Annotated in this window: 17 protein-coding genes and 1 tRNA gene; 8 read left to right on the plus strand and 10 right to left on the minus strand. The window is 60.3% G+C overall.

The window, feature by feature from the left end:
* Positions 1–24: 24 nt before the first annotated feature.
* The 4 genes from CSING_RS00455 to CSING_RS00470 form a co-directional block, all read right to left on the minus strand.
* Complete coding sequence (locus CSING_RS00455; protein ID WP_042528752.1) at positions 25–1,962, minus strand: galactan 5-O-arabinofuranosyltransferase; 1,938 nt, start codon at positions 1,960–1,962, stop codon at positions 25–27.
* Between the two features lie 38 nt (positions 1,963–2,000).
* The gene (locus CSING_RS00460) at positions 2,001–2,759 is read right to left on the minus strand and encodes a decaprenylphospho-beta-D-erythro-pentofuranosid-2-ulose 2-reductase (protein ID WP_042528754.1); all 759 of its coding nucleotides are present in this window, start codon (positions 2,757–2,759) and stop codon (positions 2,001–2,003) included.
* Between the two features lie 14 nt (positions 2,760–2,773).
* Positions 2,774–4,189 (minus strand): FAD-binding oxidoreductase, encoded by a 1,416-nt coding sequence (locus CSING_RS00465; protein WP_042528757.1) that lies wholly within the window; start codon positions 4,187–4,189, stop codon positions 2,774–2,776.
* A 150-nt stretch (positions 4,190–4,339) separates the two neighbouring features.
* The gene (locus CSING_RS00470) at positions 4,340–4,618 is read right to left on the minus strand and encodes a hypothetical protein (RefSeq protein ID WP_042528759.1); all 279 of its coding nucleotides are present in this window, start codon (positions 4,616–4,618) and stop codon (positions 4,340–4,342) included.
* Positions 4,619–4,654: 36 nt separating this feature from the next.
* Here CSING_RS00470 and CSING_RS00475 point away from each other — a divergent pair, with 36 nt between their 5' ends.
* The 4 genes from CSING_RS00475 to CSING_RS00490 are packed head-to-tail and all read left to right on the plus strand — an operon-like array spanning position 4,655 to position 6,876.
* On the plus strand, positions 4,655–5,077 hold the full coding sequence (locus CSING_RS00475) for a hypothetical protein (RefSeq protein ID WP_042528761.1): 423 nt from the start codon (positions 4,655–4,657) through the stop codon (positions 5,075–5,077).
* A gap of 20 nt (positions 5,078–5,097) precedes the next feature.
* Positions 5,098–5,973, plus strand: coding sequence for a hypothetical protein (locus CSING_RS00480; RefSeq protein ID WP_042528763.1), 876 nt, complete (start codon positions 5,098–5,100; stop codon positions 5,971–5,973).
* 44 nt (positions 5,974–6,017) lie between these two features.
* A complete protein-coding gene (locus CSING_RS00485; protein ID WP_042532981.1) occupies positions 6,018–6,407 on the plus strand; it encodes a GtrA family protein in 390 nt (129 codons plus the stop codon).
* A 10-nt stretch (positions 6,408–6,417) separates the two neighbouring features.
* Positions 6,418–6,876 (plus strand): GtrA family protein, encoded by a 459-nt coding sequence (locus CSING_RS00490; RefSeq protein WP_042528765.1) that lies wholly within the window; start codon positions 6,418–6,420, stop codon positions 6,874–6,876.
* A 24-nt stretch (positions 6,877–6,900) separates the two neighbouring features.
* Here CSING_RS00490 and glfT1 read toward each other — a convergent pair whose 3' ends face one another.
* Positions 6,901–7,815, minus strand: a complete 915-nt coding sequence (gene glfT1, locus CSING_RS00495; protein WP_201773960.1) for a galactofuranosyltransferase GlfT1 — start codon at positions 7,813–7,815, stop codon at positions 6,901–6,903.
* Positions 7,816–7,848: 33 nt separating this feature from the next.
* Between glfT1 and CSING_RS00500 the strand changes: the two genes are divergently transcribed.
* Positions 7,849–8,454 (plus strand): GNAT family N-acetyltransferase, encoded by a 606-nt coding sequence (locus tag CSING_RS00500; RefSeq protein ID WP_042528769.1) that lies wholly within the window; start codon positions 7,849–7,851, stop codon positions 8,452–8,454.
* 111 nt (positions 8,455–8,565) lie between these two features.
* Here the strand turns inward: CSING_RS00500 and wzt are convergent, their stop codons facing one another.
* Entirely contained in the window at positions 8,566–9,363 is a 798-nt protein-coding gene (wzt, locus tag CSING_RS00505; protein WP_042528771.1) for a galactan export ABC transporter ATP-binding subunit Wzt/RfbE, read from the minus strand.
* Positions 9,364–9,375: 12 nt separating this feature from the next.
* Entirely contained in the window at positions 9,376–10,227 is an 852-nt protein-coding gene (gene wzm, locus CSING_RS00510; protein ID WP_042532983.1) for a galactan export ABC transporter permease subunit Wzm/RfbD, read from the minus strand.
* A gap of 196 nt (positions 10,228–10,423) precedes the next feature.
* Between wzm and CSING_RS00515 the strand changes: the two genes are divergently transcribed.
* Positions 10,424–11,635, plus strand: coding sequence for an aminotransferase class V-fold PLP-dependent enzyme (locus CSING_RS00515; RefSeq protein WP_042528773.1), 1,212 nt, complete (start codon positions 10,424–10,426; stop codon positions 11,633–11,635).
* Positions 11,636–11,645: 10 nt separating this feature from the next.
* Here CSING_RS00515 and CSING_RS00520 read toward each other — a convergent pair whose 3' ends face one another.
* Together CSING_RS00520 and CSING_RS00525 are read right to left on the minus strand one after the other, a co-directional pair.
* On the minus strand, positions 11,646–12,602 hold the full coding sequence (locus tag CSING_RS00520; protein ID WP_042528775.1) for an NAD(P)H-quinone oxidoreductase: 957 nt from the start codon (positions 12,600–12,602) through the stop codon (positions 11,646–11,648).
* Between the two features lie 13 nt (positions 12,603–12,615).
* Positions 12,616–13,512, minus strand: a complete 897-nt coding sequence (locus CSING_RS00525) for an NAD(P)/FAD-dependent oxidoreductase (RefSeq protein ID WP_042528777.1) — start codon at positions 13,510–13,512, stop codon at positions 12,616–12,618.
* 168 nt (positions 13,513–13,680) lie between these two features.
* Between CSING_RS00525 and CSING_RS00530 the strand changes: the two genes are divergently transcribed.
* Together CSING_RS00530 and CSING_RS13790 are read left to right on the plus strand one after the other, a co-directional pair.
* Positions 13,681–13,768 (plus strand) — tRNA-Ser (locus CSING_RS00530).
* Positions 13,769–14,610: 842 nt separating this feature from the next.
* On the plus strand, positions 14,611–14,751 hold the full coding sequence (locus CSING_RS13790) for a type II toxin-antitoxin system Phd/YefM family antitoxin (RefSeq protein ID WP_169744719.1): 141 nt from the start codon (positions 14,611–14,613) through the stop codon (positions 14,749–14,751).
* On the opposite strand, the gene CSING_RS14180 is transcribed toward CSING_RS13790, so the two are convergent.
* Positions 14,748–15,068, minus strand: a complete 321-nt coding sequence (locus tag CSING_RS14180; protein WP_391497934.1) for a type II toxin-antitoxin system Phd/YefM family antitoxin — start codon at positions 15,066–15,068, stop codon at positions 14,748–14,750. The two genes, CSING_RS13790 and CSING_RS14180, sit on opposite strands and share 4 nt — an antisense overlap.
* Between the last annotated feature and the right edge of the window lie 25 nt (positions 15,069–15,093).

Below are 15,093 nucleotides of genomic sequence, written 5' to 3' on the forward strand. Positions count from 1 at the left end.
GCCTCGCCTTATTGAGAAACGCTCTTAGGAACGTGCCGCCACAATGAAGGGACCGATCTGGGTGGTTTCCCAGCCCTTCTCAAAGACATCTGGGTTGAAGAAGACGGCGCGGTAGCGCACGTTGGGCTGGTTCGGGTAGATGTCTTCCGCCAAGTGCGTCTTGTAGCCATCGCCCGGCTCTTCCAGATCGCCGCGGAAAATGAGGACATCCGGCCCACGCCACGGAGATGAATCGAGAGACTTCGCAAATTCCTCTGGGTTCTGCTCCCAGGACCGCTTAGCCCAATCTTCAATCTGCAGGTTGCGGGTGTTGAACTCACCGAGCGGGTTGGCGTAGTGACTGGTGAATGCGTTGAACCCGTAGTAGGGGTTGTACGCCATGAAGAGTTTTTCATCCGTGAGCACCACGGTGTCCGCGGCTTCGTAACCTTGTGCATCGATAAACTGGCGAATCTTGCCGTAGTTGGCAGCAGAATCACTGGTGTAGCGGTCAGCGCGTTCGCCGTAGCCGTCGGTGTCGGTGTAGGCATGATCCAGCGCTGTCTCGTTGGTGGCCGGAATCTGCTGTGCGTAGTAAATGCCACCAATGCCCAAGATGAGGGCAAAGGCCGCCGTAACGCGCTTGCTCATGCTTTCAGTGAAGCGCTCCGGATACAGCGTGGGAAGGCCCATGAGGCGGACGTCCGCGAGCGCGAGGATACCGGCTGTGGCGAAGAGGACAACCACCATAACTTCGAGGCGGAATCCCAGCAGCGTGTGACCTGCCAGCGTCATGACCATGGACGCCACCGTCCACAGGTAGGTTCCTACGAGCGCGGTGCTCAGTGCGCGGAGATCTGGCTCATCGATGCGCAGCACGAGGTAGACCAGGCCGATGATGCTGAGCAGTCCGATGACGGACAGCGACAGGAATGGCGCTGGGATTTGGGTGCCTTCCTCCGGAAGGTAATGCTGCGCTGCGGATTCTAAGGGCGCGGAGGCACGGAGGACGCCGTTGATGTAGGGAGCCCAGGCAATGGCTGCGATGGCCAGCGAGCCTGCGGCAATCGCAGCGAGGCGCACGAGGGGCTGCCACGTGCGCTCGGAGACGCAGACGACAAGGGCGATGAGGCTGACGATGGTGAGCGCGACAGCACCCGTGTACAGCGTGTAGAAACACGCGGAGATGCCCAGGTAGAGGGCAATGGCAAGAGTGGAAAGCCAGGAGCCGTCATATGCGCGGGAACACAGGATGGCTACGGCTGGAACGCCCATGGCGATAACCGCCGAGTAGGGCTCTTCAGCACCGATGGTGAGCGTGATTGCAGTGGTGGTCAGCGCGATGGCGGTGGCCACGGGCAGAGAAGCGACTAGGCGCTGCCACAGCGGAACCAAGATGCAGCCGGCCACCGACAGGGAGATCAGCGCCCATGGCTGATACACCTCCCAGCCGGGCATAGAGAGAAGGTTGGCCAAGCGGCCGCCCATCCAGAACCAACCCAGGGGGTAGAAGGTGGGCAGGCCCTCGTAGTTCATGTCCGCATACGAGCTTGTCTCCGTCAGTCGCGTCAGGAACTGGGTGCGGAACACCTGGTCCACCTGGACGCCGTCGAGCCAGAGGCGCGAGGCTGATAGCGGCAGGCCGATGGTGGCCAGGGTGAGGAGCGCGGGGGAGAGGTAACACACGGCAGTGGTGAGCCAGGTGCGCCAGCGCGGGCGCTGGTTGACCGCATCTTTGTGCTCATCGAAGAGCCACCACACGCACAGAGCCCCGACGAGACCGACAGTGAGCACCGTGCCCGTCGTGCTCAACGCACGAGTGACCATGGACGTGCTAAACGCCGGTAGAGAGACCGTCTTGAAGGCAAAGAACCCTAGAAGGGTGACAAGGCCGCCGCCGAAAGCGGCGGCGACGATGCCCACGAGGCAGGCGCGACGTGACAGACGGTCGACGTCATATTCCATGGCGGGGGACTCAGTCATGCTACAAGTCTCCCACACGCCACGGACTTAGAGGAACTTTAGAACGGTAGCTTTCGGAAGATCGCCTGTGGGATGAACTTGAAGCCCAAGGACACGTACTCGAAGAGCGGGTGCACGTAGATGGATTGCTTACCGTCCAGAACGGCCTTGACGGTGGCCTTGGCCACGTCAGAGACGTTGACGGTCAGCGGAGCTTCGCCGGCATCCGCCGACATCTTCGTGCGGACTTGGCCCGGGCGGACTACAAGCACCTTAGCGCCGGAACCGCGCAGGGCCTCACCGAGATTGATGAAGAAGCCATCGACACCAGCCTTGGAGGCACCGTAGACAAAGTTGGAGCGACGCACGCGCATGCCCGCGACGGAGGACAGCGCCACGATGGTGCCGTGGCCCTGCTCCTTGAACTTCTGCCCCAGGAGCACGCCGAGGGACACCGGTGCGGTGTAGTTGGTCTGCGCAGAAGCCACGGCCTTGGCCTGGTCCTGCCACAGTTCTTCCTGGTCGCCCAAGGTGCCGAAGGCGACGATGGCGATGTCGACGTCACCACGCTCAAACGCGCGCTTGATGACGCCCGGGTGGGCCTCGAAGTCCGTAGCGTCAAAATCGATGACCTCAACGTCAGCACCGCGGGATTCCAGGGTGGCCTGTGCCTGCGCGATGCGCGGGGAGTCCGGGCGAGCAGCGAGGGTGACCTTGGCGGGGCCGCGATCGAGGAATTCCTCGACGATGCCCAGGCCGATCTCGGAGGTACCACCGAGAAGGAGGATGTGTTGTGCTTGGCCTACTGCATTCAGCATGAGGTGATTCCTTTCTAGTGCAGCTCGAGGCGGCGGGACATGTCGGAGGCGAAGACACCGGTCGGGTCGATGTCGTTGCGGGTCTTGAGCCAACCTTCCAGGCCTGGGTACATCGTGTGGAAGTTTTCCGCCGAGGTGCGGGACTCCTTAGCCAGGTAGAGGCGGCCGCCGAACTCCATGACGCGCTTGTCCAGATCATCGAGGAAGGCACCCAAGCCCGGCTTGATGGGGAAGTCCACGCAGACGTTCCAGCCCGGCATCGGGTAGGACAGCGGGGCCCTGTTGCCCGGGCCGAAGAGCTTAAACACGTTGAGCGCGGAGTAGTGGCCGGACTTTTGTATGTCGCGGATGATGTCCTTGAAAGGCTCGACCGCGTCCATCGGCACGACGAACTGGTACTGCAGGAAGCCATTGGATCCGTAGCCGCGGTTCCACTCGCCGATGAGATCCAGCGGCTGGTAGAACTGCGTGAGGTTCTTGACTTGGTTACGGGCTGGAGAGCCCATGAGGTAGTAGGCCTCACCAATGGCCATGAGAGACAGCTTGTTCATGGTGAAGTTCGGGAAGATGTCCGGAACGGTCATGAGTTGCGGAGCATTGAACTTCAGCGGATCCTTGGCCAGCTTCGGGGCCAGCTCCTCGAGCTGTGCCAGGGTGGCCAAGGAGCCACGGGAAATAGTGGAGCGTCCGAGCTTCGGTTCCGGGGAGATGACGTCGAACCACGCGGAGGAGTATGTGTAGTTGTGCTCCGAACCGTCAGAGTGGAAGGCGACGGTCTCGTCAAGGTTATCCGTGCGGTCGGTGTCCGCGATGAAGTACGCGGTCTCCGTCTTGGTCATCTTGATCTGCGCGCGCAGGATGATGCCGGTCAGGCCCATGCCACCAACAGTGGCCCAGAAGAGTTCTCCTGTTGGATCCTCATCTGATCCATCCGGGGTCAGATGGAGGACGCGACCGTCGGCAACGAGCAGCTCCATAGAGGTGACGTGATTACCGAAGGAACCGGCGGAGTGGTGGTTCTTGCCGTGAATGTCCGGACCAATGGCGCCACCGATGGTGACCTGGCGGGTGCCCGGCAGAACCGGTACCCACAGGCCGTACGGCAGGGCAGCCTTCATGAGTTGGTCCAGGGTGACGCCGCCGTCGACGTCAACGATGCCCGACTCCGGATCGATGGAGTGGATCTTGTTGAGGGCCTGCATGTCGATGACCAAGCCGCCGCCGTTTTGAGCGGGGTCACCGTAGGAGCGGCCCATGCCTCGGGCGATGACACCGCGACGGAGGTGGGAAGGCTTGTCGGCGTTGTCCTCAGCAACCTGGGCAACGGCGGACTTGATGACGTCGATGTCCGGGGTGGACAGGACGTGGGCGGTTGACGGCGCAGTGCGGCCCCAACCGTAGAGGGACTTCTCAGTAGTATGCAGTTCCATCTCTTCTTCTTTTGACTCGATGTGATGGGTCGATTCTCCACCCTACATAGCAAGAGAGACAGATGGCGTGAGGGAAAACGTGAGATTAGGTACACATACAAAACAAACCGGACAGGCGTACTGTCTGATCGTGTGGGGTGTGGTGATGGGCTAGTGCAGATCCATGATGTCCCGAATCTCGTCTGGGAGCTCCTCCTGAGTAGTGATCTCGGGCCCCTCATATTCGCGAAGAATCTCGTACACCCGGCCGCGTGAAGCGGAATCGAGGATCGGCAGTTCCTCAGCAATGAGCCTGGTCATGAAGCCGTCGAGAGGCAGCGCGGTGTGTTCAGTGGCCAGGAAGTGGCCGTGGCGCTTGTCATCTTCGGCGCGGTCGTCGTGAGCCGCGCGCTGTGCTGGGGTGAGGTGCTCTTTTTTAGAGGAGTACATGCACGGTAGCCTACCGCCCGCCTACAGTAGGGCGATATGACTACTCCCAAGACTGACAACTACGCGCTGGATGACACCCTGCCCGGCCGCATTACACAGGCCGCTGCAGTAGGAATTATGACGGCATTCCCGGATTGGATTAAGAACAAGACCGCGCTTGTGTGCGCCTACATCTTGTCTTTCCTCGGATTCGGCGCGCTGGTGGCTATTACTAATGCAGAAAGCCACGAGGACCGACCAGAGCCGGAGCTTCCCGACGTCCCTGCGTGGGCCATCCCCGTAGCCTTTGCCATTCTGGTACTCGGTGGCTGGTTGAACATCAAGATCCAACAGGGCATCGTGAGCTTCACCCGCCGCCGCGGCGTGTCCAAGCCGTGGACCCTGTGGGGCGCCATTGGTGCTGCTCTAACCTTCCTTTTCAGTGAGCTGGAGGCCCGCGAGCACGCCGCCCACAGCTAAAAGTGCGTATGGTGGGGCCCATGAGCTCAAAGGTCACAGATCTGGCGCAGGTCCGCGCCGATCGTGGCGACGCCGCTCGCACCTTGCTCTGCCAAGTCTCTAATGTCCGTGCGGAAGCCGAGGTGCACCGCCAGATTGGTTTCTCCGATGCGCTGACGCTGGAAGAGCTCCACCGCATCCTCGAGGTGTGTTTCGGATTGCCGGAAGAGAGCTCCCCTTGGCACTTCTTTGAACACCGCGATGCTCGGGGCCAGCGCATTGATCCAAGCCATACCGTGCGTGAGTTCCTTCGCCGCGAGGGTGAACAGATTGATTATGCGTGGGGCTTGTGGGATTTCGAGATTGTTGTGGTCGAGACCTATCCGCGCGATGGCGGCACGCCAGAAGCCCTCTGTGTGGGCGGTTCTGGTTCTTTCCAGACTCCGTTCGATCTCACTGCCGTCAATGCGGAACTTACCGGCCAAGAAACAATCGATGAGGTCCTTGACCTCGTTGCCGCTCCCATTCGCGCGCTCATTGAGCGTTCGCGGCTCTATGACTTCGTACCGCTCCTTCAAGCACTTGACCTGCACCGTGGGATTAACGTCGATGGCGCCACGCTCAACCAGTTGCGCACCCTGCCGCGAGAGGTCACCAATGAGGGTAAGGATGCTTTCTGGTCCATGGCGTTGGCCTTGTCCTGTATGGGTGGGCGCGCACTGACTGATTCGGTGGTGGAGACCTCTATGGCAGCATTGGGCTGGGTGGATGATGACGGCGAGGAGCTTCATGGCTCTGACATCCGGGAATTATGTACCGCGTCTCTCGACGTTTTGGCGTCCTTGGGGGCCTATGGTGTCGATGCCGCCGCACCGGTTGATCGCCTAGACATTTACCGGGCTCTCGTGCGCGGGTAGAGTATTGCGCCGTGACTAAACCAACCTCTACCGGTGACTCCACTCTGAAGACGCAGCTCGTGCGCTTCGTATCCGTCGGCGTGTTCACCGCGGCCATTGATTATGGTCTCACTCTATTCCTTACTTATCTGGGCCTGCATCGCTCGTTGGCGAAGGCCATCGGCTGGGTCTTCGGCACGATCGCCGCCTACATCGCTAACGCTCGGTGGACTTTCGGTGCCCACGTGTCCGGTCGCACCGCGGGCGCGGTGGGCATGCTGTACCTCGCCACCTTTGCGGTTCAGAATTTCTTGTATTGGGTTCTCAACGCTCCGCTCATCAGCATGGGCTTTGAGGGAGCGCTCAAAGACACCATTGCCTTCGTCATTGCGCAGGGTGTGGCAACGGTAACGAACTTTGCTATTCAGCGCGTGTTCATTTTTAAGGACAAGTAAAATTCCTGACATGCCCAACCATGCCGAACGCCTTTCCCGGTCGAACTCCCTGCAGGCGCAGGGAACAAAGTTCGCCATCACGGGCGCAATCTCTGCGGTCATTGACGTCGGTATTACGTGGCTTTTTCAAATCGGCTTAGACCTCTTCGGCGGGGTAACGTCGCGCACCTTGGGCTTTGTGGCCGGTACCTTGGTGGCGTACCTGCTCAATCGGCGGTGGACCTTCAACGCGAATGCGTCGAAGCGTCGCTTTGCGGCCGTTATCGCTACCTACGCCATGACTTATGCGATCAATATCCTTCTGTATCGCTGGGCGTTTCCCTTCTTTGACCACAACCTGGAATGGCCGTCCTCGTGGGCGCTGGCCATGGCTTTTGTTATTGCCCAGGGTACGGCCACGCTCATTAACTTCTTTGTTCAACGCTGGGTTATTTTCCGCAGCACACGCAAGTCCTTTCAGGTGGACTAGCTCCGCAGTTGAGGGCGCGGCGGATTAGGGGCGGCGGAAATCTTCCTTGCGGCCGCGGTTGTGCAGGCGCAGCCACTCCACAAAGCCCTTGACGTCATGCTGCTGGACTAGGAAGAACCAGCCGAAGCGCGCGAACTCCTGTGGCAGGAGCTTGCGCATTCCGCGCTGCCACAGCAGGTAGCCGCGGTTGCGGTAGGTGAAGAAGCGCTTGAACTCGCCCTCCGGGTATTGCGTGTGCATCGTGCCGCCGAGGATGGGCTTGAACTCATCGGAACCGTCTGGGTGTAGGTAGCTCGTGGTCAGGGCGGTGCCGAAGTTTAATCCCGAGTTGACCAGGCGGCGGTGATATTCCACTTCATCGCCGCGGATGAACAGGCGGTAGTCCGGAACGCCGATGATTTCCATCGCCTCAGCGGAGATCAGCGCGCCGTTGAAGAGGGAGGCGATTCCGGGTAGAAAGTCCCCCTCCAACTCGCTCATGTAGCGGCGCCACACCAGGCCCTGGCGCAGCGGGAAGGCGAGCTTGGCTGGTTCATCGATGTTGCACACGGCGGGAGAGACCTCGTGCAGGTTGTTCTTCTCAGCCACGCGGTAGAGCTCCTCCAACACGTGGTGGTCGGCGGGGCGGCCGTCATCGTCCGCGCACCACACCGCGTCCGCGCCCAGGGCGAGTGCAGTCAGAAAGCCCAGCGCAAAGCCGCCCGCACCGCCTAGATTGGTTTCCGAAGGAACGTAGACGGCGCGCTCGCCCGCCAGTTCGTGGAGCAGATCCTCTACTGCGTGCTCCGCACCGTTATCCACCACGATGACCCACTGCACTGGGTGCGTTTGGTTCACCACCTGCTCAAGCGAGGCGCGCAGCAGCTCTACGCGCTGGTGGGTGACGATCACAGCGGCCGTTGTTCCGGCCGGGGACAGGGTGGCAGTCATGCGTTCCATTGTGCCACCCGCATAGCTCAATACAATGTTGCCATGACTGTGAAAAGCGTCGAAGACATGTGGGCACCTTTTAAGCTCTCCCTACAAGTAGGAGACCTGACTTTGCGGGTGTTGCGTGATGGCGACATCGCCGCCATCCATGGCGTCACGGCTGCTGAGATTTTTGGAGAGCCGCTACCGGAGTACACCTTCCCGTGGCTGAAGGAGAAACCTGATCCGAGCTTCCGGTGGGCGCACCGTGCTCAGATGTCCCCGGAAGAATGGTCGCTGGACTTCGGTGTCCACCTCGACGGTGAGGTCATTGGTTCGGTAGATCTGCGGGCGAAGAATTTTCCCGATAACCATGAGGTCGAAACCGGATCGTGGATCTACCGCCGCTTCCAAGGACGCGGCATTGGCACGAAGATTCGCCATGCGGCTGCGGTCTTCTGCTTTGAGTACTTGGGCGCGCATCGGTTGTGCTCCGAGTGGGATCCCGGCAACGCGGCTTCCCAGGCGGTATCACGCAAGCTGCGCTACTCCATCGAAGGCAACAAGGCAGTGCTGCGCAAAGAGGATTACCATCCGGGGCCGGAAGTGACTGTCAGTGGCATGACCGAGGAGCTGGGTGCGATGCTCGGGGTGAGGTGCCCTAAGTGACGAAAGTTTGGTCAGCCATTCGCTGAGGGCCGGCAAGATTGGCAGCTAGGGCAGTAGGAACAGCGAGGATTTCGTGAAAACAAGTGAATAGTTGCCTGTTTTCACGGAAACTTAGGCGTTCTCCTCGTTGTCGAAGCGCCGACGCAGGTCGCGCACGTACTCGCCAACCTCGGGGCCCTCGTACTCGCCCACGACGTCAGAGACCTCGCCCACCGAGCGGATCTGGCCGTGGTCGATCCACAGGGCGGTATCGCACAGTTGGGCCAGGAAGTCATTGGAGTGGGAGGCAAAGACCAGGATGCCGGAGCGCTTCACCAGGTCTTGGAGCCGCACGCGGGCCTTGGCCATGAAGGCGGCGTCGACGGCGCCAATGCCTTCGTCGAGAAGCAGGATCTCCGGCTCAATGGAGGTCACCACGCCCAGCGCTAGGCGCACGCGCATACCGGTGGAGTAGGTGCGCAGCGGCATGGAGAGGTAATCACCCAGTTCAGAGAACTCGGCAATCTCATCCATCTTGGCTTTCATTTGTTTGATGGTCTGACCCAAAAAGAGGCCGCGGATGATGATGTTGTCGTAGCCGGAGACCTCCGGGTCCATGCCTACGCCGAGGTCAAAGACAGGAGCCACGCGCCCGCGCACATCGGCAGCGCCGCGGGTGGGCTCATAGATCCCGGAGAGCAGACGCAGCAACGTCGTCTTACCGGCACCGTTGTGGCCCACGAGGCCCACGCGGTCACCTTCACGCAGGTGAAGGTTGATGTCCTTGAGGGCTTCAACCATGACCACGTTCTGGTCATTCTTCCCAATGGAGCCACCGGCGGTGGAGAGCATGGCCTTTTTTAATGAGCGGGACTTGGCGTCAAAGATGGGAAAGTCCACGCAGGCGTTGTACGTATCAATGGAAACCATGGACAAACCTTTCTAGACCCAATAGGAGACGCGGAAGCGCCACTGCTTCATGGCAAGACCGGCGATAAGCAGGCCCACAACCGTGCAGCCCAGGACAATGAACCAGTGATAGGCGGGAACGTGCACACCAATGAGCGGGCCGCGGACAATCTCCATGTAGTGATACAGCGGGTTGAGCTCCGCAATGCGCGCACGGCTGGCAACAGCCTCACCCTGGTCCTTCAAGGTAGAGGTCATCCATACGATCGGCGTGACGTAGAAGAGCAGCTGGGTGAGAGCCTCCAGCAGCGGGGCAACGTCACGGAAACGGGTGGCGATAATGCCGAAGAACATGGCTACCCACACGCCGTTGACCAGCAGCAAGGCCAGCGCCGGGATGCACAGGAAGAACTCCCACCCCAGGTGCCGAGGAAAGATAATGATGAGCAGCAACCAAATGATGAGGTTGTGGCCCAAGAACAAAGTCTGGCGCCACACTAGGCGGTAGACGTGGACCGACAACGGGGCAGGCAGCTGCTTGATCAGGCCCTCATTATCAATGAAGACCGTCGAGCCCTCTTTGATTGCGCCGGAGATGAAGTTCCACATAATCAGGCCCACGGTGACGTGGGGCAGGAACTCCGCCACGGGAATCTGGAAGAGCATGGAATACAGCAGGCCCAGAGCGGCGGCCATGACGCCGGTCGCGATGGTAATCCAGAACGGGCCCAGCACCGAGCGGCGGTAGCGCTGCTTGATGTCCTGAATGCCCAGCTTGAACCACAGCTCGCGCTGGCGAGCGCCTTGCAGCAGGTCGGCGAAAGCCGCCGACATGGTCATTGACCGCGAGGCCGGCTCCTCGCCGGGTGCAGGCGCGGTGGTCATGCGGGCGACGTCGTCACGCAGGTTTTTCTTGTCTTGCACGCCCTTCACCCTAGCGCGCACGATACCTAAACACCTAGACACACGCCCGTAACCAGCGAAAACGGTGACGAGCAGGGGAAATCACGGGTTAGGAAAGATTTACGTGAGACGTATAGAGTAGGGAGGCGATCATCCGCTTGAGGAGGAAGGGTTAACCATGACAGAACAGTATGACGTCGCCAGTGTGCGAGGTCTCTACACTGGTCTGTCCGATGGATGGACCTACCTCAATGCCCACTCTTCACCGCAAATTGCGGAGCGCGTGGCCTCGGGCGTGGCGCGGTCCTTCCGTACATCCGCTACGGTAAAGCCGCAGGAGGATACCGTCGGCGCGCACTCGGCTCGCCGCGCGCCGGGCGAATTGCTGGCGGATGACATGTATTCTTCTGCGCGCCGTGCCGTGGCCGACCTCACGGGTGCGACGGCAGAGCGCGTTATCCTCGGCCCGTCCCTGCCGGTGCTCTACCAGTCCCTGGCGGCAGCGTTACGTCCGCTTGTACGCCGTCAGTCCTCAGTGGTGCTCTCGCGCCTCGATCCTCCGGAGCTGTCCAGGGCATTCGCGCACCTCGACGCAGACATCCGCTGGGCCCAGCCAGACCTGGGCACGGGTGAGCTGCCGGCGTTCCAGTACGCCGAGTTGGTCGATGGTTCCACGCGGTTCGTGGCCTTCCCCGCCGCGCATGAGCTGCTGGGCACGGTCACGCCGACGGCGGACATTATTGATGCGGTCCATGAGCGTTCCCGGGCCTGGGCGCTTGTCGACGTCTCCTCGGTAGCCCCCTACCGTCGCATCGAATTCGACTCTGTGGGCGCGGATATCCTCGGCGTAGATTTAGGCAAACTGGGCGGGCCGCAGCTGGCGGCGCTGGTCTTCCGCGATACCGCAATGTTCCGCCGCCTCGATGACCTAGTGGTTGGCCCGGTATCGCCGGGCCTGGCCGGTGGCGTGGGGCCGCTGGCGGATCACCTAGCTGCCTTGGCCGGCGGCGAGCGCGGCTCACGGCGTGTGCGCTTGGGACGCTCGCTCGATGCACTGTCGTCCTACATGGAGGAGCTCTGCGGTGATCTCTATAGTCTGCTGGGCACCCTGCCGGCAGTCCACATCTTGGGCGTAACAGGCGAGGCGGCTGCCGATGCCTCCGATGACCGCCTCCCGCGGCTTACTTTCGCCGTGCGCGACGTTCCGGCGGAAGTCATTCACCGCCGGCTCTTCGACAACGGCCTTGTCACCACGACAGCTCCGCACACACCTCTGCTGACGGAGATGGGTGTGGAGGAAATCGGCGGCGCCGTGACAGTTTCCCTGAGCCCGTTCAGCACCTACCACGACATTGAGCACTTGACCCGTGTCGTGGCCTCCCTGGCTTAGGGCTTAAGTTCTAGACCTCGAGGACGAGCTTGCCCGTGACCTCGCCGGAGTCGAGGGCCTTGTGGGCCTTGGCGGCGTCGGCAAGCGGGTACGTGCCGTGGAGGTGGTGCTTCACGCTGCCGTCCTCCAGCCAGGGCCAGACATTCGTGATGGTGTCGGCCACGATGGCGGCCTTGTCCTCCACCGAGCGGGAGCGCAGCGTCGTGCCCTGCAGGGTCAGGCGCTTGTTGAGCAGAATCCCCATGTTGAGCTCAGCCTTCGTGCCGCCTTGCATGCCGATGGTAACCATGTGGCCACCCTTGGCCAGCGCGATGAGGTTTTTCTTGAGGTACTTCGCGCCCATGATGTCCAGAATGACATCACACTGATTCTTTAGTTCCTCGGCGAAGTCCTGCTCGTTGTAGTTGATGAGGATATCCGCGCCGAGCTCCTTACACGTCTCGAGCTTCTCATCGGATCCGGCGGTCACGGCAACGGTGGCGCCCAGCTGCTTGGCCACCTGGATGGCGAAGGTGCCGATGCCGCCCGCACCGCCGTGGATGAGGATGGTCTGGCCTTCTGTGAGGCCGGCCTCCATGGCGATGTTGGACCACACGGTGCAGGCCACTTCGACGACGGAAGCTGCCTCGGCAAAGGAGTAGCCGGTGGGGATGGGCACAAGCTGGCCCTTCGGCACGGCCACGTACTCGGCATAGCCGCCGCCGGCCAGAAGTGCGCCGACCTTTGACCCAACTGTGATGTCGGTATCACCTGCATCGACGACCTCGCCGGCGACTTCCAGCCCGATAATTTCTGAAGCACCCGGCGGTGGCGGGTAATGCCCACGGGCTTGGAGCAGGTCGGCGCGGTTCACGCCGGCGGCCCTGACCTGGACCAGCACTTCGCCGTCTTTGAGCTGCGGCTTATCAGCGTCCCCCAGCTCCAGCGAGCTTGGGTCTTCCAGATTGGTCTGAATGATGGCTTTCATGCCACCACCGTACTTAAATCCAATCATCCTCGACGAGGAAAGCGTTGACCGCGATGGCGGCGGCGTTCGCTTCTCCCATGGCCATCGCCACCTGTGCTGGTGGGTTTACCACGTTGCCCACGGCCCAGATGCGCGCGTGGCTGGTGGCGCCGGCTGGGCCCACCTTGATGAGGCTTCCGCCCATCCCTGACGGAGGACTGTGGCGCTCGAGGTTGAGGTCAGCGAGGAACTCATCGTGCGGGTGGGGGATAGGCATGTAGAACAGCGCATCAACAGCATGGTCGTCGTCTCCAACCTGGACTTTTCCGTCGTGGAAGGCGGTGATGGGGCCGTCGACAAGCGCCATGCCTCGCCGGGTGAGGTGTGAACGCTGTTGCTCGTTGAGCTCCATGCCGTTGGTGAAGAAGGTGATGTTCTGCGACCACTGGCGCAGAATTGCCGCGTGCTGCAGGGAGAACTCGCCGATGCAGAGAACGCCAAGATTCTTGTCCGCCACCTCGTAACCGTGGCAATAGGGGCAGTGGAGGACCGTATTTCCCCAGTTTTCTTCCAGGCCCGGGATGGCTGGGTGCACGTCCTCGACACCACTAGCAACGATGATGGAGCGCGCCGCGACGGTGTCTCCGTTGCTCAATGTTGCGGTCAACGTGCGGTCATTATCGGTGACAGAATCCACGGTGGCCTTCACGATCTGCACGCCGTAGTTGCGCACGTGCTCCTTGCCGCGCTCCTGGAACTCAAGCGGAGGTGTGCCCTCGAGAGCGATAACTCCGTGGATTTCATGGGCAAAGCGGTTACGGGGAGTGGCGGAATCAACAACGAGGACGCTGCGGCGTGCGCGGACCATGACCAGGGCTGCCTGAAGGCCGGCCGCGCCACCGCCGATGATGAGGGTATCGACTGTCTGCATGGGCCCGATTAAACCATGCAGGGAGTTTTTCAATTGCTTTTCTTCGACGTCATACGATTTCGGATGCTTCTCACTAGACTGCAGTGCGCGGTTGGGGCGAATTCTTCTCCTGCGGCGGAGTCTAGTACTCTGAACGTGTTGCGCGCGGTGCATGCTGACGCGTGACGAGGAGGCGTGGCAGAGCGGCCGAATGCACTGGTCTTGAAAACCAGCGTGGGGAAACTCACCGCGGGTTCAAATCCCGCCGCCTCCGCCAAAATCTTGCGTATTTTTAGCAGTGACGCTGGGCTATTCTAGTGCCATGGCCAATCGGCAAATATTCCTCCGCCCAGAGTTCAGCCATCCAAGTTCGTTGTGGCCGTCTGAAGAACTCATAGTTTCTGGGGCTAACAGAGTCGGATTTTATCTGCCTGAAGACTTAGGAATTGAGTCCGATCTGGGGCGCGAAATCCTTGAGTGGACGGAGGAGTTTCATCAGAATTTCCTCGAGAAACCCGATAGCTTTCGCCAGCGTCCGCGTTGGAAGGACCAATTCGATAGATTTCGATGGTACGACGCGGGATGGCGTATTACTCACCAATTAAGGGAGCTTTTTCCATCGGTACAGATTGTTCCCCAGTTCGCTCAATTCGTTTTCTCCGTTAATGAGCGAAGAGAAAATGCAGGGAAGAAGCCCATATGCCTTCCAGGAGAACAACTCACAGGGTTTGTGTCCATAAGGGATGTGAGGAATGACGACTAAGGGAAGTTATCGCTCCACGGATTCAGGAATTCTCTCGGCTGCTCCTCGCTGCAGTCACCCAGCTCAGAACGCATCCTGCCAATAGGAATCCGCTAACTTGCAGGTGCGTGGCCCAGTTCCCGCCGCCGCCAGCAACGGCGAGAAAGATCGAAAACGCGATAGCAACTAAGCAGTGGATGGCCAACCGGCTATGTGCGCCTAGACGTCGTTGTGGCCAGGCTTTCCCGATTGCCCAGCTCACTACTGTGAGGATGGCGTAAAAGATGATCCCGGCTAGGGCTCCTGGAACAAGGTAGAGCATGGATTCATCTCCTCCCGGGGGGAATAATGGTTGTGGTAAGGAAGGCGGTTTCGTGATGTCAGAGGATAGCTATTCGGCGTGGGTAGAGACTGATTATCTTTTCGGCTCCCCAGTCAATGCTCGCCGGCTATTGGAGTCTTATGAGCAAGTGCTGGACGGGAAGGCTAAGGAGCACGACATCGATCTGGATGTTTAAGAACTATCTTCCAATCGAAGTGGAGTATTCACCTTCTGGCAGGGTGGAACCAGTTTTGTTTTAAGGTCTTCGTGTGAAATCTCTACGGACTCTCCTCGGGCAAGCTCAGCGGCCTGAACGTCCTCACGATCTTCCAGTGCTTCGACTGCGCGGGCGAAAAATGAAGGAGAGACGACAAAAGCGCGAACACGGCTTCCACGACTAGTGATGGCGACGGGTGTGTGCTGTGCCTCTTCGAAAATTTGGCTTTGGGATTGGCGGAATTGGCTGGACGTCACTGACATCGTTTTCATACTGAAAATGTACATCTTGTACATTTCGGTGGGCAAGAGCCGCGGTATT

This window comes from Corynebacterium singulare (assembly GCF_000833575.1).
In the GTDB taxonomy this organism is placed as follows: domain Bacteria; phylum Actinomycetota; class Actinomycetes; order Mycobacteriales; family Mycobacteriaceae; genus Corynebacterium; species Corynebacterium singulare.